General features: G+C 45.6%; 12 protein-coding genes. 2 read left to right on the top strand and 10 right to left on the bottom strand.

Annotation, left to right across the window (positions count from 1 at the left end; translation table 11 throughout):
* Positions 1-84 precede the first annotated feature (84 nt).
* On the bottom strand, positions 85-633 hold the full coding sequence (ssuE, locus tag MKX34_RS02360) for an NADPH-dependent FMN reductase (RefSeq protein ID WP_076103859.1): 549 nt from the start codon (positions 631-633) through the stop codon (positions 85-87).
* A gap of 401 nt (positions 634-1,034) precedes the next feature.
* On the opposite strand from ssuE, the gene serS reads away from it, so the two are divergent.
* Positions 1,035-2,321 (top strand): serine--tRNA ligase, encoded by a 1,287-nt coding sequence (gene serS / locus MKX34_RS02355; RefSeq protein ID WP_076101338.1) that lies wholly within the window; start codon positions 1,035-1,037, stop codon positions 2,319-2,321.
* A gap of 418 nt (positions 2,322-2,739) precedes the next feature.
* Positions 2,740-9,030: a 5'-nucleotidase C-terminal domain-containing protein gene (locus MKX34_RS02350; RefSeq protein WP_076297299.1), complete on the top strand. Its 6,291-nt coding sequence runs from the start codon at positions 2,740-2,742 to the stop codon at positions 9,028-9,030.
* Between the two features lie 105 nt (positions 9,031-9,135).
* On the opposite strand, the gene MKX34_RS02345 is transcribed toward MKX34_RS02350, so the two are convergent.
* The 9 genes from MKX34_RS02345 to MKX34_RS02305 all read right to left on the bottom strand — a co-directional run bounded on the left by MKX34_RS02345 (position 9,136) and on the right by MKX34_RS02305 (position 22,725).
* The gene (locus MKX34_RS02345) at positions 9,136-9,774 is read right to left on the bottom strand and encodes a histidine phosphatase family protein (protein WP_076103855.1); all 639 of its coding nucleotides are present in this window, start codon (positions 9,772-9,774) and stop codon (positions 9,136-9,138) included.
* Between the two features lie 37 nt (positions 9,775-9,811).
* Positions 9,812-10,615 (bottom strand): AAC(3) family N-acetyltransferase, encoded by an 804-nt coding sequence (locus tag MKX34_RS02340; RefSeq protein WP_038568488.1) that lies wholly within the window; start codon positions 10,613-10,615, stop codon positions 9,812-9,814.
* Positions 10,616-10,688: 73 nt separating this feature from the next.
* On the bottom strand, positions 10,689-12,248 hold the full coding sequence (locus MKX34_RS02335; RefSeq protein ID WP_076297298.1) for a response regulator: 1,560 nt from the start codon (positions 12,246-12,248) through the stop codon (positions 10,689-10,691).
* A complete protein-coding gene (locus MKX34_RS02330) occupies positions 12,245-14,155 on the bottom strand; it encodes a sensor histidine kinase (protein ID WP_081384018.1) in 1,911 nt (636 codons plus the stop codon). Before MKX34_RS02330 ends, MKX34_RS02335 begins: the two co-directional genes overlap by 4 nt.
* Before the next feature lie 118 nt (positions 14,156-14,273).
* Entirely contained in the window at positions 14,274-15,968 is a 1,695-nt protein-coding gene (locus tag MKX34_RS02325; RefSeq protein ID WP_036682600.1) for an extracellular solute-binding protein, read from the bottom strand.
* Between the two features lie 92 nt (positions 15,969-16,060).
* Positions 16,061-16,951: a carbohydrate ABC transporter permease gene (locus MKX34_RS02320; protein ID WP_036682603.1), complete on the bottom strand. Its 891-nt coding sequence runs from the start codon at positions 16,949-16,951 to the stop codon at positions 16,061-16,063.
* Between the two features lie 17 nt (positions 16,952-16,968).
* Positions 16,969-17,922, bottom strand: coding sequence for an ABC transporter permease subunit (locus MKX34_RS02315; RefSeq protein WP_051491255.1), 954 nt, complete (start codon positions 17,920-17,922; stop codon positions 16,969-16,971).
* Between the two features lie 209 nt (positions 17,923-18,131).
* A complete protein-coding gene (locus MKX34_RS02310; protein ID WP_076101331.1) occupies positions 18,132-21,359 on the bottom strand; it encodes a cellobiose phosphorylase in 3,228 nt (1,075 codons plus the stop codon).
* A 28-nt stretch (positions 21,360-21,387) separates the two neighbouring features.
* Complete coding sequence (locus MKX34_RS02305; protein ID WP_076297296.1) at positions 21,388-22,725, bottom strand: glycoside hydrolase family 30 protein; 1,338 nt, start codon at positions 22,723-22,725, stop codon at positions 21,388-21,390.
* Positions 22,726-22,766: the final 41 nt, after the last annotated feature.

Raw genomic sequence — 22,766 nt, 5'->3', positions numbered from 1 at the left:
GCCCCTCTCCCCTGGTATCAGGGATGAAAGAGACGCTTATACATTTGTTATTAGCACTAAGCACAGAAGGCTTGCTACTTAGTCTTATGCCTTGCGTTCCACACGATGTGTAGTTTCTTCTGCAAGCTCATCTAATGCATCGTTCAGGCGTAGCTTCAGCTCCTCAGCAAGCTCTACCACTCCGTGATCATTACGAACCACTTGAGAATCCACGGCATAAACGCCGCCAAGAATGTAACGTGCGCCCAGTACGGACAACACAGGTTTCAATGCGTAATCAATTGTGAGCAGATGTGCAAGACTGCCGCCCATGAACAGCGGGAGTACAACTTTCCCGGCCAATCCCTTTTGTGGAACCAGATCTAAAAAGGTCTTCAGCACGCCTGTATAAGAAGCTTTATAAACCGGGCTAACCACGATTACCGCATCAGCTTCCGCTACAAGGCCATTGGCTTTGACGATAGACTCACTTTCAAACTTAGTGTGAATCAAATCCTCCGCGGGTAGTTCTGCTACGTTAATACGCTCAACCTCGAAGCCCCGATTGGTTAAGCTGGCCTCCGCATATTCTATAGCTGCATTGATACGCGATACCAGGGAAGGCGTTCCGTTAATCACAACAATTTTAGCCACTTTTCCACCTCTTCCATCCCACTTAAGCAGCTCACACTGCTTTATTTATTATCCCGACAAAATTACTTTAAATTAATACTAATCCTAACGTAGAATTGATATTTTTGTCAAACCATAACCACTTGCGCTCCTCCCGCTCTTAAGTTATACTAAGCAACAATATTAAATCCAACAATCAGGCCAATGATCGGCATCCAACCGTGAGGCGTCGGCGACCGGAGTCTACAACAACTCCCTAAGTTCACCGGGTTTCGCCCGTTACCGCGAAGACCAAAGAGGGTCGGATTGTTCCTGCAGTTAAGGAGATTCGATCAACCTGGGTGGCACCGCGAGCTGACGCTCCTCGTCCCATGGATGAGGGCGTTTTTTGCGTTTTTTTAACCAAAAAGGAGCGAAACGGTATGCTGGATATGAACTGGATCAAAGACAATCAGGAACTTGTAAGAAACATTACGGCTTGGAAAAGAGTCGACTTCCCACTGGATGAACTGCTGGAATGGGATGAGAAACGGCGCGAATTGCGCCAAGATACGGAACAGTTGAGAGCCCAGCGTAACGGCCTGACCAAAGAGGTTGAACGACTTTTACGACAGGGTGACAGCGTGGCAGGAGAAGCAGTTAAAGAACAAGTAAGAGAACTGAACAACCGCCTGAATCTCTATGAGGCAGATCTAACTGAAGCAGACCGGCGCTGTGGAGAACTCATGCTGCTCGCACCAAACCCTGTATCGCAGGATACACCGATCGGTCATGATGATAAAGATAATGTAGAACTACGACGAACCGGAACGTTGCCGGAATTCGGCTTTAAACCGCGTGATCATGTGGAGCTAGGCGAGCTCCACAATATCATCGATATCCCCCGTGGCGTCAAAGCAGGCGGTCCACGCAGCTATGTGCTGAAGGGTGCAGGCTTGTTGTTACATCTGGCTGTACAGCGGCTGGCCATTGATGTACTGACTGCCCGCGGCTTCACGGTGATGGATGTTCCCGTGATCGTCCGTCCGGAAGCGCTGGAACGTACGGGCTTCTTCCCCGGCGGGATGGATCAGACCTATGAGCTAAACGGAGACAATCGCTGGCTGGTAGGCACATCGGAGGTGTCGCTTGTTTCGCTGTATAGCGATGAGATTGTCGAACTGGATTCGCCAATGCGGCTCGCCGGAATGTCGGCCTGCTTCCGCCGTGAGGTAGGATCGGCGGGACGGGACGTGCGTGGCCTGTACCGTGTTCATCAATTCTCAAAAATTGAACAAGTTATCGTATGTCGGAATGATGAGGGCGTGTCGGAGGGCATGCTGCAGGAAATTCTTGCGAATGCAGAGCATATTCTACAGCTCTTGGAACTCCCCTATCGGATCATGGCTGTCTGCACAGGAGATATGTCCCTGAAGACACATAAGCAGTATGACATCGAGACTTGGATGCCAAGCAGAGATGCCTACGGAGAGACACACTCGGCTTCCAACCTGCTCGATTTCCAGGCTCGTCGCTCGGGCATTCGTTACCGGGATACAGACGGTAAGCTGCAATACTGCCACACCTTAAATAACACCGCAGTGGCTACACCAAGGATCCTAATTCCGCTGCTGGAGAATCATCAACTGGAGGATGGATCCATTTACATTCCGCAGGCACTGCGTAAATATATGGATGGAATTGAACGGCTTGAGCTTCCGCACCAGTAATACTGTGTTGTCCAAATAGATTTTAAATTAATAATGCCCTTCCACTTCTCGATAAGAAGCTGGAGGGGCATTATTTTTGTTCCGATACATTCAATATAATTTTAATCTCTATTGTTTTCCCTATGTAAAAATTAACAAAACTCTAGAATAAATTTGTCGTAATCCATACTGAATTCAACAATATACATAACATGCAATTAACATGTTGGTGATCTATTAACCATAAAAATACTAGATTTATTATTAATATTGTATTTATGCACTGTTTTTATACTAAAATCACAACATTTCAATTTTTAGATTTAATTGATGCAAACTTTAATTTATATTCATGTAAGACAACCTTTCATTTTACATTTGAATGCTAAGATTTAATAGGTTGTAAATAAAAGATTCGAGGGGAGAATGACTTATCCAAATGATTATTTCTTCAAGAGTAAGAAAATGGTTCGCTACTGGACTGGCAATGTTAATGGTTGCCGGCAGTGTGTTACCAGCTGTCCAGACTGCCGAGGCAGCACCGGATAATAGCAACATTGTTATCTCGCAGGTCTATGGTGGTGGTGGAAACGGCGGAGCGGAGTTTAAAAATGATTTTATTGAATTATACAATCCTACGAATCATCCAGTAGATTTGAATGGATGGAAAGTTCGGTATACCTCAGCGGCCGGAACCTTTAGTAGTGGAACAGACTTAAATGGAACTATCCCGGCAAATGGATACTTCCTTATTGAGGAGGCCGCTGGAGCTGGAGGAACTAGCGACTTGCCTGCTCCTGATGTTAGCAAGGGAATCCTTGCTATGAGTGGTACAAATGGCAAAGTCGACCTCGTTGATAAATCAGGTACAACGATTGATTTAGTTGGCTACGGAACAGCCACAAATGTCGAGGGAATTGCGACCGCTGCTCTCTCCAATACGACAGCCGCTATCCGTAAAGCTGCGGCTGATGCACCGGCAGACAGCCGCGGTCTAGATACGGATAACAACTCTACGGATTTTGTTGTCCAAGCACCAAGTCCACGAAACAGCAGCTACGGTACATTACCTGAATTACCGGAGACTGCTAGTTCCGTATTAGCTTCACCAGCCTCTAATGCCTGGCCGGTAGGCACAGAAATATCTTTAAATTCTCCAACGGTTGGAGCATCCGTCTACGCAGCTGTTTATGGATCAGGTGGTTCAACTAATTTTCAACCTTACACAGGGCCTATTACCTTAACTGAGGACACTACGATTAAAGCGTATGCTTCAGAACCAAATGTGCCAGACAGCCCTGTATCGACTTTTGATTACACGATTCTGGCCAAAACAGATGTTGCAACAGCACGCCTTGCTAGTAAAGGTCAGAATATTTTAACAGAAGGTATCGTAACTCACATTAATGCAGCAAAAATTTATATTCAGGATGAATCTGGCGGGATCGTACTTTATGGATTTCCAGAGTTCGCAAACGTTGGAGATCGTGTTGAAGTAAGCGGCACAATGGATATCTACAGCAATCTGCAAGAAATCAAATTCCAAAGTGGACTTCAATACAATGTAGCTGCACAAAATGTTGGGGTGCCTGCACCAAAATTGATCACCGCAACCGACTTGTCTGCCGCGAACGGCGAAAGCCACGAAGCTCAGCTGGTAACTATGAATAATGTGACCATAGACAATGTAAATGGCAGCACGGTGACTGCTAGCCAAGGTGGACAACAATTCACAATTTTTTCAACCCTGCCTAAACTAGTTAAGGGTAAAACCTTTGACAATATCACTGGGGTTATCGAGCAATATAATACGACTTATCAATTCATTCCACTTAACGAAAATGCTTTGGTGGAAGAAACTTTTTCCGTTATGGCCAGCCCTGGCGCAGGTCGCATCATCAAAGGAAGTTCTGTGACCCTTTCCAGCCCTACTCTTGGAGCACAGATTTACTACACGACCAACGGAACTGAACCAACAACAGCAAGTAAACTTTATTCAGATCCGATTACAGTTAATCAAGATCTTACCGTCAATGCAATTGTCGTAGCAGATGGCAAGACAAGTAAGGTTTATACCTTTGCTTATAAAGCGTCTGAACTCCCTCGTATACATGATATTCAAGGAGAATCTCATGCTTCTGAGTATACAGGTCAGAACGTTTCTGATGTAGAAGGCATCGTTACCCAATACGGGTACACCTTTGCAACTGGCGCTTATAGAGGTTTCTTTATGCAAGATCCTCAGCCAGACGATAATGTAAACACTTCGGAAGGTATTTTTGTATACAGCACTAATTCATCCCTTAAACCTCAAATTGGAGATTTAGTCCAAGTTAGTGGAGCTATTTCCGAATACAACGAAGGTAACGCAAGTAATTTAACCTCTACTCAAATTACTATGACTTCAATAAAAGTGGACTCCTCTTCAAGTTATACTGTGCCGGTGCCTGTTGTACTTGGTAAAGGCGGGAGAGCAATTCCGTCTACCATAATTGACAATGACGGCATGGCTAATTTTGAGCCTAATGAAGATGCAATTGATTTCTACGAATCGTTAGAAGGTATGCTAGTCAAGCTCCCTACCCCTACGATTATCAGTCCTTATTGGACAAGTGGTAGCGGAAATTCTATGCTCTATAACATCCCTACAAGAGTAGAAAATGATACACCTGATGTCATCACACCAGCTGGTGGATTAGTTCTCAAAGAATACAACCAATACAATCCTCAGCGCCTCATCATCGCTTACGGAAATCCGGGGCAAGAAGTCATCACCGGAGATAAGTTCGCTGGAGATGTTACTGGTGTCATCGGATACAACAACGGTAACTTCAAAGTGATTCCGGAAAACGGTAAGCTTCCAGCCATCACTCCAAGTACCTTTAAGCAAGAAACAACTACTCTTGAAGTCAATGATAGTAAGTTGTTGATTGCATCGTATAACATTGAAAACTTCTACCCCGGTGTCGGAGCAACAAAAATCCAGAAACTAGCCGACTCCATCACAAACAATATGAAAAAACCTGACATTATCGGCGTTGTCGAAATGCAGGACAGCAATGGTGAAACCAATAATGGAATCACTGAAGCAAGTGCAGCCGAACTGATTAAAGCCATTGAAACCGCTGGCGGTCCTGTATATAAATACACAGACATCGCTCCGGAGAACAATATGGATGGCGGTGCCCCAGGCGGAAACATTCGCGTAGGATTCCTGTACAATCCAGCAAGAGTACAGCTTGCAGACAGTGTGAGCGGACAAAAAGGTACAGCTACACAACCCGTTGGATATAATGCAGCGGCAGATCAATTGACCTACAATCCGGGCCGAATTGATCCAACAAACTCTGCCTTTGCAAGTTCACGTAAACCCCTTGCTGCACAGTTCGTATTCGGTGGCGAAACAGTAATTGTGATCGCTAACCATTTCAATTCAAAAGGCGGCGATACCGGTCCTTTCGGAAACGTTCAGCCCCCTGTATTGTCCAGTGAAACACAGCGCCATAAAATCGCGGCGGTCGTAAACGGATTTGTCAAAGAGGTTCTGACTGCAAATCCTAAAGCCAACATCGTAGCTCTTGGTGATTTGAATGACTTCCAATTCACTAAAACTGCAACCCTCTTAAAAGGTACAGAACTAGACAATTTGATCGATACATTGCCTTTAAATGAGCAGTATACGTACACCTATGACGGAAACTCTCAAGTGCTAGATCATATTCTTGTCAGTAAAAATCTAACGGCTTCTTCTAAAGTAGATGTCGTTCATCTAAATGCCGACTTCTCACCATCGAATGGCCGGGTATCCGATCATGATGCGGTTTTGGCACAGATTGATTTTAATACTGCTGAAGACTTCCCACTAACCATTCTGCACACCAATGATACACATGCAGGATTAGATACTGTCAGCTCGCCAAACAACATCTTACGCCGTGTAACAGCAATCCAAGATGCCAAGGCGACTACAGAGAATCCTATTCTTGTAGACGCAGGTGATGTGTTCTCCGGAACACTTTACTTCAATAAGTATCTGGGTCAAGCAGATCTGGCCTTTATGAATCTGGTCAAATATGATGCTATGACTTTCGGTAATCATGAATTTGATAAAGACTCTGATGTATTATCCAAATTCATCGGCAACGCTAAGTTCCCATTCGTCTCCTCCAACGTGAACTTCTCAGCGGATGATATTCTTAGCAAAATGTTCACCAATGAAATCGGCCGGTCAGGTAATGCTGGAACCATCTACCCTGCGCTGATCAAAGAAGTAGACGGCCAACAGGTCGGCATCATGGGTCTGACGACAGAAGACACGGCGAACATTGCTTCACCAGGTAAAGTGACCTTTGAGAATGCCTTCGCTAAAGCGGAAGCAACGGTCGCTATGCTTGAAAAAGAGAATGTTAACAAGATCATTGTTCTCTCACACCTTGGCTACGAAGAAGATCTCAAGTTAGCCAAAGCTGTTAACGGCATTGATATTATCGTTGGGGGGCACAGCCACACGCAACTGAATCAAGCCGTTGTTGATAACAGCGATCCTAACGCACCGAAACTTATTGTACAAACCGGTGAAAAAGGGCTTTTTCTTGGACAACTTGAAGTTAAATTTAACCAAGATGGCGTACTGACCGATTGGAAAGACCAATTAATCTCCATCGATGCTAAGAACGGCACTAACTACGTTATCGCAGAGGACCCAGAGGCCAAAAAGATCCTGGATACCGAGTATAAGCCGGGTATTCAAGAACTAACCAATGAAGTAGTAGGAAATTCAGAGGTTGTTCTAAACGGCGTTCGCGATAATGTGCGCACAAAGGAAACCAATCTTGGTAACCTGATTGCCGACGGCATGCTTTATGCAGCTCAAAAAGCGGGCACTAATGCCGTAATCGCCCTGCAAAACGGTGGCGGTATTCGCGAATCCATCAACGAAGGACCGATCACACAAGGCGAAGTACTCGGCGTACTTCCATTCAACAACGATCTGGTTACGATCACTTTGACTGGACAAGAAATTAAGGATGCCATGGAGAACGGGGTTTCCAAAACGCCGGCAGCAGACGGACGTTTCCCACACGTTGCAGGGTTGAAATTCTATTACGACTCTACGAAACCTGTGAACGAACGTGTACTGCGTATTGAAGTGAAAAACGGGGATAAATACGTCCCTCTGGATCTGAACGCATCCTACGAAGTAGCTACGAATGCTTTCACAGCTAAGGGTGGAGATTTCTATACTTCACTTGAAAAGGCCTATAAAGAAGGTCGCGTGAATCTGCTGTACCTACCGGACTTTGATGTATTTACGAAGTATCTGCAGAAGGTTGGAACGGTCACTGCGAACACTTCCGCCGTTGAGGGCCGGATTGTTGATCTAAAAGGTGCACCACTGCCGGAGACAAATCCAACTCCGACACCAGACCCAACACCAGTACCAACACCAGATCCAACTTCAGTGCCTACATCAGTACCAACATCGGCTCCAACAGTACCAACCGCTACAGCTACACCATCACCAACTGTTGCTCCAACTGCGGCACCAATTGCTTCAGCACAAGTAACAACAATTAATGCTGCTGATCTAACCAAACAACTTGCTGAACTGCCAGCGGGTAGCCAAGAGCTGGTTATTCCGGTTAAAGCTACTACAGGCGGCGCTCAAGTAGTGCTTCCAGGCAGTGTGCTTGTAAAACAAGCAGCAGCACAGCCTAACACAGTTCTCACCTTTACTACTGATGGCGCTTCTTATTCCTTGCCACTCCGTGTTGTAAACAGCGCAGCACTTGCCGCTCAATTAGGCACCAGCGACTTTACAATTACGGTATCTATTCTACTAGCGAATTCGGGAACACTAAGCAGCACAAACCAAGCTATCGCATCACAGCTAGGTAATGCTACTTTAGCTGCTCCAGTAATCGAATTCAGCGTTTCAGCGCAAGCCGGAAGTAAGAGTGTGCCGCTGAACAATTTCGGCAGTACTTATGTTAATCGGACGATCAATGTACCTACTTCCTTAAATTCAAATAACGCAACGGCAGTGGTCTTCGATCCTGCTTCAGGTAAGATCTCCTTCGTGCCTGCTATCTTTGTTCCTAAAACAGATGGAACAACGGACGTTACGATTAAACGGAACAGCAACAGCTACTACACCGTTGTTAAGTCTTCCAAAACGTTCGCAGATATTAACGGACACTGGGCTAAATCATCCATTGATCTATTAGCTACCAAACTAATTGTCAGCGGAACAAGCAACGATACGTTCTCTCCTTCACAGTCGATCACACGTGCTGAGTTCGCCACATTAATTACGCGTTCTCTGGGACTTGCGACAGGTAATGGTGAGACCACATTTAAAGATGTAAACTCAAGTGCTTGGTATGCTGATGCTATACGCACCGCAGCAGAAGCCGGTTTGATTTCCGGTTATACCGATGGCAGCTTTAAGCCGGGTAGCCCAATCACTCGCCAGGAAATGGCCTCGGTATTAGCGAAAGCCATCAAGTACACAGGTAAAACCTTAAATGCCGATCCTGCGGCACTGGCTAAATTCAGTGACGCAGCAAGCATTCCTGCTTGGTCTCAAGCAGCAGTAGCAGAAATCGCTGCTGAGGGAATTATCCAAGGAGCAACAGACGGTTCCTTTGCTCCACAGAAGCTGGCAACTCGTGCCGAAGCGGTTACGATGCTGGAGAAGACATTGAAATCTCTCCAATTTATCAACTAGCAAAAGCTGATCTCCAGCTCTGAAGACAAAAAGGCGGTTTCCCGAGTGCGTAATGCACCCGAGGAACCGCCTTTTTTAATAAACCAACCTGATCTGTAGGAAGTGTTATGATTCCATCCCAGCTTCACTCTCTTCGTAATGGCTCGTATCCCCATGCAGCAGGATTTCCGGCACACCATCCGTAAAATCAACCCTGCATAAGCAGGTCGGATAAATGTAAGGCAGATCCCAGAGCTTAGGCAGCGCTCTGCCCTCAAAATAGGCCATTAACAGCTTAATCACTACTGTATGTGTGACAATAAGAATGGTCTCACCTTGATGGTTAACGAGAATTTCCTGAAGCTTACCCAGCGCCCGTGCCTGCACCTCTGCGAAGGTCTCACTGCCCTCCACTTTAAACTGCTCAGGGTCTTGCCAGAAATTACGATGCTGCTCCGAATACTCGCTCTCCAGCTCAGTAGAATCACGGCCTTCCCACACACCCATGCCAATCTCTTTGAACGCCTCAGAGGTCTTAAGCGGAGTACTCCGCTCTCCACGAATAATCTCAGCTGTGCGCAGCGCCCTTGGGCTGGGGCTTGCATAGATGACATCCAGCTGTTCAGTGCGCATTCCCCGGCTCAGCCATTCTGCCTGTTGCACACCAAGAGCCGTCAGTTCAGAATCCATATGTCCCTGCATCCGATGCTGCACGTTCCATTCCGTTTGACCATGCCGGGTTAAAAATATCGTTGTTGTACTCATGCCAGCTTCTCCTTCCGTTTCCCCTATCCAATGAGTTTTACTTCCTGTTCTGTTCCATCCAGTTCACTGCATAATCTACGATTTCCCGTTGCGGAATCAATTGAGCGGTTGCGGAAGCAACCTGTCCATATGTAATAAGTCCCGTCTCTTGTCCAAACTGATCTGCCAGCTGAACGAAATCGTCAGAATCCCAATCCAGTTCCTTAAATTCAACCCACTGTCTAACTCCATCCACCATGATGGGCGCCCCGCCAAGGGTTTCCTTCTTGCCAGCATAAGATGCGCGGCATTCGGCAAGATGCAGGGAAGTATTATTAAGATTGCCTACACCCAGCAACAGTACATGTCCGCCCAGATCGTAAATACGAGCCAGCGGAGAATCTTCCCCCAGGCCCATTTCAAGCGCATGACCATACATAATTTCATCTCTATGCTTGCCCCAAGCGGCAAACGAATGTATCGGATGGTCACTGCGTTTTACTCCGTTTTGTTTACGGAAGCAGTCCGGAATAACCCCCATTCCTCTAAGCTGGGTCAGGTCTGGATCATAAGGCGGCATCTGCTCGCGGATACTCTGCCACCACGCCTCCGGCACCGGTGGGTTGCTCCAGCCTGCGGGATCAGTCAGGTCACTTGAATGAGTAGGCATTACCAGCGTGCCAGATTCTCCGAGGACCTCCTCCAATGCCAAAATAACAGCGACCGGGCCCCCGGCTACCCATTGGCCTAACGATTTAAAAGAAGAATGCAATAAAATCGTCATGCCCGCCTTAACGCCCAGTCGACGAAAATCCGCTGCTAATGTCTGAACCGTAATCAAATTGCCTTGTATTTCTTCCACCCTTCATTCCTCCAATGAATCTTCTCAAATCCATTATATAGGAGGGCCGCTTCTAAATGCATCTTCAATAGCCTCAACACTCTTCGGATACTATTTTCGCTCTATAATCACCTGGGGAAATCCCCTCCAGCTCTTTAAAAACACGGGCAAATTGTTTACTGTTCTCGAAGCCTACCTCTTCTGAGACTGTTGCGAGCTTACTGCAGCCTTTTGCCAATAGCTCTTTAGCGTGACGGATACGGACCTTTTTTAAATAAATAACAAAATTCTCACCGGTATATGCCTTAAAGGCTTCGCTAAAATAAGAATAATTCAAGGATACATGATTGCTGACCATAGCCATATTCAGTGGACGGGCGTAGTTGGCTTCAATATAGCTCAGTGCCTCTTCCATATCCGCATGCTCGGTATGCGCAGACCTTACACCTACAATGTATTCATTCACACTCAAGAGTAAGTTCTCCAGCGCACGATAATATTCGTGGAAATGACGATAGTTGTACATATTGCCTACCGTACGATACAGCTTCAATACCTCTACCGAGGCTTCGCCATGCACCCGAAACACTTCATCCAACACCAGCTCGTTTACATTCTGTCCCACGGACTCCAGATAAGCTAGGTCCAGTTCCTTCAAATGCTCAGTTTGAAAAATCACAGATAGAAGATGCTTCATCTCCTTCTCGCGTTCTGTTCCCAGCATATTGAGCAGCTTGCGAAGCTCCTCCTTAGGTAACGGAAAGTTAGACCGTCCCTGGCCAACATCCCCATAATCCAATAAACTCACTTGCGGATATAAAAAAGTATATTGCAGTGCCCGGCATGCTTCCTTATAACAGGAACGGAGGTCCTCAAGACTTCCTCCTTCGCTGCTAATCCCAATCGATAATCCCTTTATTTCCTTAGCTTCAGCTTGTCTGGACAGCTCCATAAAATCCTGTTTTCTACTCCCGATCAAGACTAATTTGCCATCCCAATCCGTTGTGATTTCCGAGAAAAACTTTTCAAGCGGTCCGATCAATCGTTCCGCCAGTCCCTGAACATCCCCCGACTTCATTTTTGTTCCGTCATTGTAATAGTAATTCAACACACCAACTGTAAAAGGTGCTTGCAGATCACTTAGCCACTCTTGCTGCTCACGCTCCAGCGGAACCTCCTGCTGCATTAGCAGTCCCCGTAAACGACTGGACCGCAGTTCCCTGCGGAAGTGTTCCGTTTCCTGTTCCAGCTGCCTTGCGCTGAGATCCTGTTCTTCCTGTTCCTTATCGATATTCTTCAAAATTTCGAACAACTCATCTCGGCGAATCGGCTTCAGCAAGTAATCCTTTACGCGATAACGAATCGCGCTTTTGGCATATTCGAAATCATCATACCCGCTTAAGATCAGCACTGCCGGGCTTTTCTCACCACTTGTTACCTTAGATATCTGCTCCAACAGCGTAATTCCATCCATCACTGGCATACGTATATCTGTAATAATAATATCTGCACCTTCGGTCTTAAATATCTCGAAACCCTCTGCGCCATTACTCGCCATTGTGATGGTATACACGGACGGAAATTCTCTTTCTATCATAGTCTTGAGACCGTAACGGATATTCTTTTCATCATCAATGATCAGTAGCTTCTTCATAGTTGTTTTTCTCCTGTCAAAAGAACTTTCGGCAAGGTCAGACGTACCATCGTCCAACTCCCTGCTTCACTCTGTACTACAAGCCCATATTCATCACCATAAAAGATTTGCAGTCGTTGATGTACATTTCTCAGTCCAATACCACCTGTTCGGCGGTCAACATCTCTCTGTTCTGAGGCACTCTCACAGCGCTCATCTTTCGCATAAATCGCCTCGTTCAAAGCAACCAAACGCTCTGGAGTTAAGCCGATGCCATTATCACGAAGCTCTATACAAATATCACCTTCCGTTTCCGAAATATGAATATGAATGTTCGGGTCCTGTAAATTCTCTTTCCCGTCGCACCAAGCATGCTTAACACTGTTCTCTACAATAGGCTGTAGTGACATTTTCAGCACCTCCAGCTCCAAATATCGAGGTTCAATATGAAGCACTAACTTAACCGGATATTCAAAACGAATATTCATCACTTCAATGTAATTTTCAATGTGGCGGACTTCATCCCGCAGCTTCACATACTCTCCGGACCATTTAAAATTATAGCGCATCATCCCACCCAGCGAGGTCAGTGCGTCCGAGATCGTTCGCTGGTTCTCAATTTCAGCCAGCATTTTTATATTTTCCAGCGTATTATACAAAAAATGTGCGTCAATCTGGTTATGCAGCGTACGCAGCTCAGCCTCTTTAGACAACGCCTGCTTGCTCACTGCCTGAGCCACCAACGTATTGATGGTATTCATCAGCTTGGAGAAATGATGGGCAAGCTCCCCGACTTCCCCTCCACCACGAATCATTATTCCAGTGTACGCTTCACCTCTGCGCACTTTTTTCATTGTTTCGGTCAATCTACGTAGATTTTTTAGAATAAAGGCATTTGTCACATAAGCGATCAGCGTTAGTAAAGTAATAAAACCAACATTGGCTCCAATAATTAAGTTGCGCGTGCGGGAGATATCCTTCATCACTCCCTCCATTGACACTACATTTAACAAATAAGCATCAATTCGTTCTAGCGGAGTGTTAATTAACAAAAACGATTTACCATTCTCCGAGTAATTACTGTCCCATTCGCCAGTTTCCCGGAACTGCTTATACCGTTCTGCAATCATATCAGCCATCTCTAGATTATCCTGCAAAAAAGAATTGTCCGGCCTGGTGAAAAGCTGCAGCTCACTATCCACAAGGAACATCTGGGTCTGATTATCCCGTACATCTGTATACGTCTTGGGTGTAAACCGACTCAGCAGCATATCCACCTGCACCATGCCGATATGATTGTCTGCTGGCCGACTCTTCTCACGCAGCAAAGAAACCTTTGGCAGACTCTCCGTCGGTGCTCCCAAGTATCTCTGCATCAAATCCGGATCACTTTTCTGAAAAGACCAGTATTCCTGCCCCTTCAATTGAAGCGCTTTCTGAAACCATGGGGTGGAAGAAACTCGCTCTTCGCGAAAGATAATCGGCCAAATTTCATGCACCTTATTGCTTCTCGAATACAGCCGTAAATGCTCAATATTCGGATTATTAAATTGAATACGAGTCATATTCACATAGGCATTTGTATTAAAATCAACCAAATCTACTAGCTGCGGCTCGGTTTCATTCGCTAAGAATTTTTCTACTTCGGCATCAGAATAAGCCATTTGTGCCGCCCGTTCCATCGCCTCAATCTGATTATGAATGTGCAGCTTCTCCATTTGCGACAAATAATCATTTTTCTCGACGGCATCGCGGAGATAGGTATTATTAATGGCTTTATAGGAATAGACAGAAACCAGCATACACGGGCCTAAAACAATAAAAACATAAGCTGCAATTAAACGGCTCTGAAGAGATCTCCGCCCCCACCAATAACTAAAAGAATGCCATAATGCTCTGATTCGATCTCGCCTATTCACTTTATACACTTCTGTCCTGTCCACCTCGCTAAAATAGTGAATATTCAAATACTTAATAACTATTCCTTATTATAATTCGAAAATAACCCAAAAGCCCGCAGTTAGCGGGCATTTTGGGTCACGCTTTTTATTTTATGGACAGCTTCACTTTATTCTCTTCATATTTCTTTTGTTGGTAGGCATCAAATACATCTTCGCCTTCCTTCTTTCTCTTCTCTAAATACTCATTCCAAATCTTATCGAATTCCGCATCGGAAGAAGCCATGAGCAATTTCGGCATAGTTTTACCGCGCAACTGTTTCAGCTTCGAAGCGATGATGCCTTCAGGAGAGTTTCCTGTTGGTTCGATTTGTTGGAACTCAGAGGAGCCTATGGATTTACCTCTAGTCCAATCTTCCAATTGCTTAAATGGTTCTACCGATTTAGGAGCCCATTGGTCCGTAATGTTCGTATTTTGCAGCATCCAGAATGTAAAGGAAGATCCGATTTGCTTATCAAACGTCGAACGGTCTTTATTCATCAAATCAAACACTTCTGGTTTAAATTGATCTTTTCCATCAATCGTATCGTAGCTGACACCTTTTTCGCCTAAGAACAAGTCTTTGTTGCCTTCTTCACTGTTCAAGTAGCTGAGGAAGCGGATAGCACGTGCTTTATCCTTAACATCTTTGGAGATCAGCGTTACCGTCCAACCGGAGATACCAGGGCCATCAAGGGTTGGTTTATCCAAGTTCGTATTGGAAGGTCCGTCAACAGCGATATACGTTTTGGTTGGATCCTGTTGGTAAATCGTTCCTAGCTGTGCTGCAAAGTCTGTACGTTGATACAGCATTGCGAAATAACGGCCTTGGGCAATTTTTTCTTCCATTTGTGGGCGTTTGTCGATAAAGATATCTTTAGCCAGCAGACCGTCTTGATTCGCTTGACGAAGTGCCTTCATCCAGCGGATATATTCAGGATCAGTTTCACGAGCATATACCTTGCCATCTTTTTCTCTTGGGATTGCCAAGAAGTTCTGCAGGTAACCTTCCAAAGAATCGTTACCGTTCTCGGTAAATTCATGCAAACCAAGTGGAATAAGCGGCTGTCCATTTACGTCAGGGAATTTCTCTTTCGCTAATTTAAGCGCATTCAAGAAACCTTCTGGTGTGCGCATATCTGGACTTCCAATAGCTTCATACATATCCTTGCGGACAGCGAATACTTGGTTGGATACGTAATTTTCTCCATATTTCTCATAGTCGGCAGGAGAGGAAGAAGAGTTAGGATAGCCATACACATTGCCGTCTTCTTGTGTATACCAGCCCAGCTTATCAGCATCGGATACTTTAAAGAAGTACGGATCATATTCATCAGCAAGTTTGTTCAATGGAAGAACAAGTTCACCTTCGACCATTTTCTTAATCGCATCTTCCCAGAAACCCAAAGTGATGAAATCAGGCAATTTACCGGATGCAATCAGCGTATTAAGCTTCTCATTCTCGTTACCAGCCGGAACGATAAAATTAATATCAACTCCGGTCTTCTTAGTTACATATTGGGAGGTTGGGTCCACGCCCCATTTATTAGGGAACCATGAGAAGTTCAGGTACCAGTCAAATGTAATGGGTGAAGTATCAATCTTCCATCCCGGTTCATCTGCTGATAATGCAGCAGCAGTCGGTTCAGCACTTGCCTCCGTATTAGTAGCTTTAGCGCTGTTAGCATTACCTTCGGCATTCTTGCCAGCATTATTCCCGCTGGAGCAGCCTGCGGCTGACAATGACATCATTATTGCGAGAAGCAGAACTCCCATTGCTTTTGGCTTACGTTTCATGCCCATGCTTGTTTACCCCTTTTCTATGAATGTTAATTATAAGCTCAACCCCAGTGCCTACAGCTGTAGGCAACCAGAGGAGTTATCACTGCTAGACATCAGCCCTTAATGGAGCCGATCATCATCCCTTTAACGAAATAACGCTGCAGGAACGGATACACGAATACTATCGGCAATGTGGTCACTACCATCGTCGCCAGCTTAATGGACTGTGACGTTACGCTTCTCGTAACGCTGCTGCCTTGTACAGCGACCATCATTTGACTAGAGCTCGATTGTGCGACGACCCGGAACAAATACGTCTGAATCGGCTGCAGATCAGTATTATTGATATAGATCATACCCGTGAAGTAATCATTCCACTGATACACGCCATGGAACAGCGCAATGGTAGCAATTACAGGCATGGATACTGGAAGTACGATTCTTAAAAAGATGGACCAATCATTAGCACCGTCAATCCGTGCCGCTTCTTCCAGCCCATCGGGAATCTCCCGGAAAAAGGTCATGAAGATAATAAGATCAAAGAAGCTAAACATAACCGGAATAATATAGACTAGGAAATTCTCCAATAGGTGAAGGTCCTTCATCAGCAGGAAGGTAGGAATGAGTCCCCCGCCAAAAAAGAGAGTCACTGTACCCATAAGCATGTAGAACTTACCGCCAATGAGGTTTTTTCTGGAGAATGCATAAGCTACCATCGCTGTGAAAAATACATGCAGTACAGTACCCAAAAGTGTTTTGGCGACAGTAACCCACATCGCCTGCATGATGCCGGGGCTGGCAAACACGGCCTCGAAATTCTCAAAGCTGAACATCCGCGGCCACCAGTAGATTCCTCCCCGCATGGCGTCATTACCGTTATTGAAGGCGTTAACCAATACGTACCAGATCGGGTAAAGCGTTATGAAGCAGATACATAACATGATGAGGTTATTGATGATATCGAACAGGGCCTCGCCCTTCGTTTTACGCTTAAGTGCAAACATATATGGTCCTCCTTATCCTAGAACAACGATGTATCGTTGATTTTTTTAGATACTTGGTTGGCAATCAGCAGCAAGATTAGAGCGATAACCGATTTTAACAATCCAACTGCAGTTGAGTAAGAGAAGCGGCCTGAGAGAATCCCTGTATAGTACACATAGTAATCAATTACATTACTTGCACTATCATTCAGTGAGTTGCGCAGGACCAGAATCTGATCAAAGTTGGAGTTCAGCACTCCGCTGACCGCGAGAATGAAGAGAATGCTGATTGTCGATTTAATCGCCGGCAAGGTAACATACCACATCTTCTGAAATCTGCCCGCGCCGTCGATTGTCGCCGCCTCGTACATTTCAGGAGATACACCGGAAATTGCTGCTAAATAGATAATCGCTGACCATCCAAGTTCTTTCCAGATATCAGAGGAGATAATAATTGTCCAGAAGTAACCCGGCTCAGCCAAGTATGTAATTGGCTGATCAATAAGATGAAGCGCTAGCAAAATGTTATTGATAATTCCTACATCAGCAAGCCATGTAGCCAAAATCCCTCCGAGTACCACCCATGAGAGAAAGTGGGGCAAATACGAAATCGTCTGTATAGTCTTCTTGAATTTCATTGAACGAACTTCGTTCAGAAATAGAGCGAAGATTATCGGCAAGGGAAATCCGATAATTAGCTTAAACAAGCTAATGCCGAGTGTATTTTTAATTACATTCGAGAGATTGTCATCATCCATGAACTCTTTGAAATGTGTAAGTCCCACCCATGGGGCTTCTGCAATCGTTTTAACGATGTTGTAATCTTTGAAAGCAATGATAATTCCATACATGGGAATGTAGTTAAAGATTATCATCCATGCAATGCCGAGTAGAGCCATTGTCTGCAAATGACGCTGGGCAATGAACCTCTTCCAAAGCGGACTGCGATTTACTTTACCGGTTTCGAAATTGCCAGGAATTAACGGCTTCATCGCTGAGCTTACTTCCATGCTTTTTTTGTTCTCCATCCTTTGGACCTCCAGGCTCTATATCTGTATTTAATCTAAAGCGCTTACAATGTTTATGTATCCATTGTATTTGCTTTTGCCTGTCTCCGTAAGGCTTTGAATTTCGGATTATAGGTTTCATTTTTCGGATTCATTGAAAATTTAAGGGCGAGCCGCAGCTCGCCCCTCTATTTTTATGCTAATACTGCTTGAATTTGCGCGATTTCTCCACGCCGCAGAGCCTCTGCCTCTTCACCGCGCACGAACGCTCCAGATATTTTAGTCATAGTTCCATTACGGTATACAAGCATCAAAGATTGAATGCTAACCTTCTTCTCGCCAAAGGTATTTTCACGTTTTGGGTTAGAATAGATTACCTCCGTATTCCCAAGGAAAGTGAAGGACAGATTGCCCTCTTCATCAAACAGCCATCCTGGCAATACCGGATCGAGAGACAGCGTAAGCGCTCCATCCTCCATTCTGAAAACATGGCTTCCAGCCATCATTGTTCTCCACATGCTTAAGAATTCCGCGGTCGATCCACTAAGTCTCGCTACGAACCCTCTACCGTGGTTATTTGGATCAGGATTGCCTCCAGTTGCGATAAAAGATGAATTCTCCAGTGTACTGCGTCCATAAACAGCAGGATCAAGGAATGGCACCAGCGACGTCTTCAGCTCACCGTAGAATTCCTCGTACAGCCCGCCCTTCAGCAGCTCAAGCAGATACTTATAGGACATGTGCAGGAAGTTAGACTCCCGTTCTAGCCAGCCTGGTGTAAAGGCTCTCATTCGTCCGATTTCATGCGATTCACCTTCTAGACTAACAGAGGTCTGATACATAGATGTTGCCCGATCATACAGCTCTGTTTGCTTAATCAGATTATAGATTTCTTTTGCCTGCACCGGGTTCTTCATCGTCTTCAACCAGCGGGTAGGTCCTTCCAGGAAATAAGGCAAGGCATAAGCCTTAAACTCCTCAACCACAGCTTTTGGCAGTCCGTATCCGCTAATTACTGGCTGACCCTCAGCATCTGTTACCTGATGGAATTTCTCCGCTTCAAAACGGAAATAGGTGGGGGTAAGTCCATTGCCCATTTCTACCGCCTTGTTGATCCCCTCATCAATTTTAACTAGGAACTTGGAAAGGGCTTCGCGGATGTGCTCCAGCGTTACTGCGGACTCAACACCAGTAATGCCAAACCGGATACTTGCTCTATAAGCTTCACGGGCTGAAGCTACTGTATCCCAATAGTTGAATTGTTCCACTTCTCCTGCTAGGACAGCAGTTACCGCGTGATATACCACTTCAAGCAGCTCCGCGATTTCTTCTGGCAGCTTTACAGCTCCCTGTACATTCTCAGCACCGTTCAGCACATCCAGCAAAAAGACTACAGTACGCTTCAGCTCAAAAGTCTCACTCATTCCGGAGCCAAACAATCCTGGCAGACCGTTCATGGCATCGTTCCAGCCCGGCTTGTTGCCTTCCATCTCCACACCCATGCCGTAAGGGTCAAGCGTAGCAAATTTATTCAAAGCAAGAGACAACATCTTCACGAACAGATTGGTGTGGTAAATAGCACCTTGCCCACCTTCAGCACGCAGCCAATGGGTATCTCCTGCTTTCCATTTCAGCTTATGCAGCTTCTCCTCATCCTCCAGGAGGGCGCCATATTGCCGGGCTTTTCCATCACTAATTACATACTTCTCACTACGTGGCAGCACATATGCTGGGCTGTCATAGAACGCATAAGTGTTATCCCCAAATAAAAGCTCCTGCTTCTTGTCAGGGAAGATGTCCAAATAACCTACTACGAGATCCAAATTATACGTCCAGTGATCAGACCAGAAGCCTTCGCCAAAAGCAGCCTCAATGTTTTGCTGTGACAGGGCTAGCAGACCCGACAGAAACTCCTGCTCACTAACCTTCAACGTAACGTTATGATCCGCAATGTAATTGATCAGGCTGCCTGGGGTGAACCGACTGTTGCATAGCTTAACAAGCTCAGCTTGATGATCCGCAGCCGCTTCTCCGATCCATTCCGCAGCCTTCGCTCTGCTGTCTGACTTCACTTCAAAGGTTGTTCCTTGAACACTAAGTGGGTTGTAGCCATCTGCTTGAATTAAGCTATAGAACATTTTGATGTTGAAGCTGCCCACCTTCGGATTAAAAAACACATCATTCCGGCGGTTCTGATTCATATCGCGGAAGTTTCCGTTCCCCTGTGAATAGTATTCTGGGGCAAGCGAGAAGAAGTTATAGTCGCGCTCCAAATCGCCATGTTTACGGGAATATAAATGAACCACAAAGCCATCTCCGCCATTGTCAAAAATAAAAGGATAGCCTCCACGCAGGAAGTTATCGAGATAGGACTGACGGCAATAAGCATCAAACACAGCCGATGAAGTGTGCGTGGCAATGTCTTCTGTTAATTCCTCTGTCAGACCTGCGGCTTCTTGGGATTTGGACAGAATATATTCATCTCGGCATAAATGCTCTGCCTTTTTATTGATTTTATCGATGTCATTTACATGCCCAACCAAAGTATTCAGGGTCAAGCTGCTGCCGGGTGCCAAACGTCTAGCCACACCACTGAAGCCGCAAGGAACCTTATTGACTGGATATTGTGGAAGCTCACTCAGCTCCGAAAGCGTTAATCCCGCAAAGCGGTCTGGGTAAGTAAGAGAGGTATTGCCGCCGAAAATAAGCTCGAAATCAACGATTGGCGCGACTTTTTCTCCTTCTCCAGTAAACGACAGATAGAAATGCCCATTTGTGATTTCGCTAACCTGCGCGCTATCGTTGGTGCTGGAACGCAGCTTATAGAACGGAATACCGTTCTCCAGATTGTATACGTCCATCCAGCTGCGCAGCAGGTTACCAATCTCCTTGTAGCCGCTGTTTTCTACTCCGTAAGGCAAGATCTCAGGCAGACCATCCATCAGCTCCAGTTCAATCTCTTTGCCCCCGATATTCTCAATCTCCACCCGACGTACCAACGCGGCATAATCGTCATTAGGCAGATTGAAATAGTGTACGGTCGTCTTCAGCCCATGCCCGGCATGGCTTTCTTCAAGGGTCAGTCCGTTAGGCAAAATGGTCATGATCCGCTTGGCGGCAGGATCTGGACGTGCCGATTGAAATGGCTCATAAATCTCTTGCTCGCCTTTTATTTTAATAAAGGTTCGGAAGCCGGTGGTTCCTACGTCTTTATAAGAGATATTTGCTGGAGAAAATTCCATGATTGGCGAGTTCTTGTCGCGTACTCCAAAGCTGCAAATCGCTTGCCCCCGGTTCACATAAAAAGTCCACATTGGAATTCCCTTAAGACCTGCAAGACCTGGCAGGAAACTAGAGAAAGGCTTTCCTGTATCAAACTGCTCCATTACAAAATTACCTGATTCGAAATAATAATTACTCACGTTAATGTCCTCCTAAACTGTTACTTATTTATGAAATCAGATGCGTTACGATAGAATGAGGGGATAGCTCGCAGTTGGCAATCTCTTCGCCAAGCCCCAAGGTTACCGTGCGAGCTTCTTCGCTCTCATTCATCAATATGACAGCAAGGCTGCCGTCCGGATTACGGAATGCTGTGGATAGGATTCCTTCCGCTTCAGAAGTAATGCCAATCCGTACCGCACCTGGCGCGATAAATTTACTGAAATGCCCGATATAATAATAAGAGCTGTTATAGTGCAATTCGTCTGTTGTTGTATCTGCAATAATTGGAGCATCACAGAGATTCCCTACATGATTGGGCCCGCCGGTCTCATCCAGTACCAGGTTCCAGTCCAGATACCCTTCTGTCCATGCATTGAGATCCCCAATCATATTTCTGCCGTAACGTTCACCTGTAAACCATTCGCCAAGCTTGACGCCGCCCTCTTGACAGCCCTCAGTGAACAATAGATGTTTGTCAGGAAATAGATCATGTACCTTCTCTACCTTGTCGAACTCCTCACCACCATACCAGTGGATGCCTGTACCCCACACATATTGTGCAGCTTCAGGATCAGACAACACGACCGAAGCACGTTCGACCATAATATCGCGGTTATGATCCCAGATAACAATGTTCACATCGGAATGGCCTGCCTGCTGCATCACTGGACCGAGATGATTTTTAACAAAATCGCGTTCCTCTTCCGCACTATAAATGCAAGAATCCCAGACTTGAACAGCAGCCGGCTCATTCTGCACGGAAACCGCCCAAATAGGTACGCCTTCCTTCCCATAAGCTTCAATAAATTTGGTATAGTAGCGTGCCCAAACTTCAGCGTATTCTGGCTTGAGCGATCCTCCATTATTCATTTCACCATTTGTTTTCATCCATGCCGGAGGGCTCCAAGGAGAGGCCAACATCGTGAACGGTCCACCTTTTACCTGCATTGCATCCTTAATCAGCGGAAGCACCCACTTATGATCATGGGAGATATCAAAGGTAGCCAGCTCCGTATCATGATCAGCGACATAAGTATAATTTCCAAGCGCAAAATCACAGCTATGAATATGAACACGACCCATGTTATAGCCTAATCCCTCTACCGGATGAAAGTAGCGATGAATAACCTCTGCCCGTTTCTCAGGACTGAGCCGTGACAACGTATATGCCGCAGCTTCTGTGAAAGCGCCGCCAAATCCTATCATCTTTTGGAACTCCTGCTCTGGCTTAAGCTCTACATCGGCAGATCCAGAATCTACTCTTGTGCTAAAAACAATTGCCTCTTTCGGAGTTAAGCGTTCCCCTGTATCTTTTGCAGTTACTACAGTTTGAACTTTTGCCATTTCATCCATCTCCTCTAATTGTTTTGTTACTAACAACAAGC

Source organism: Paenibacillus sp. FSL R5-0636 (assembly GCF_037974255.1).
Classification (GTDB): Bacteria; Bacillota; Bacilli; order Paenibacillales; family Paenibacillaceae; genus Paenibacillus_AQ; species Paenibacillus_AQ odorifer.
The sequence above is the reverse complement of the archived record's forward strand: the minus strand, read 5'-3'. Positions and strand labels throughout refer to the sequence as shown.

Coding starts and splice junctions, on each gene's coding strand:
- serS (WP_076101338.1), top strand. CDS start 1,035: ATGCTGGATATGAACTGGATCAAAGACAATCAGGAACTTGTAAGAAAC.
- MKX34_RS02350 (WP_076297299.1), top strand. CDS start 2,740: ATGATTATTTCTTCAAGAGTAAGAAAATGGTTCGCTACTGGACTGGCA.
- MKX34_RS02345 (WP_076103855.1), bottom strand. CDS start 9,774: ATGAGTACAACAACGATATTTTTAACCCGGCATGGTCAAACGGAATGG.
- MKX34_RS02335 (WP_076297298.1), bottom strand. CDS start 12,248: ATGAAGAAGCTACTGATCATTGATGATGAAAAGAATATCCGTTACGGT.
- MKX34_RS02325 (WP_036682600.1), bottom strand. CDS start 15,968: ATGGGCATGAAACGTAAGCCAAAAGCAATGGGAGTTCTGCTTCTCGCA.
- MKX34_RS02320 (WP_036682603.1), bottom strand. CDS start 16,951: ATGTTTGCACTTAAGCGTAAAACGAAGGGCGAGGCCCTGTTCGATATC.
- MKX34_RS02315 (WP_051491255.1), bottom strand. CDS start 17,922: ATGAAGCCGTTAATTCCTGGCAATTTCGAAACCGGTAAAGTAAATCGC.
- MKX34_RS02305 (WP_076297296.1), bottom strand. CDS start 22,725: ATGGCAAAAGTTCAAACTGTAGTAACTGCAAAAGATACAGGGGAACGC.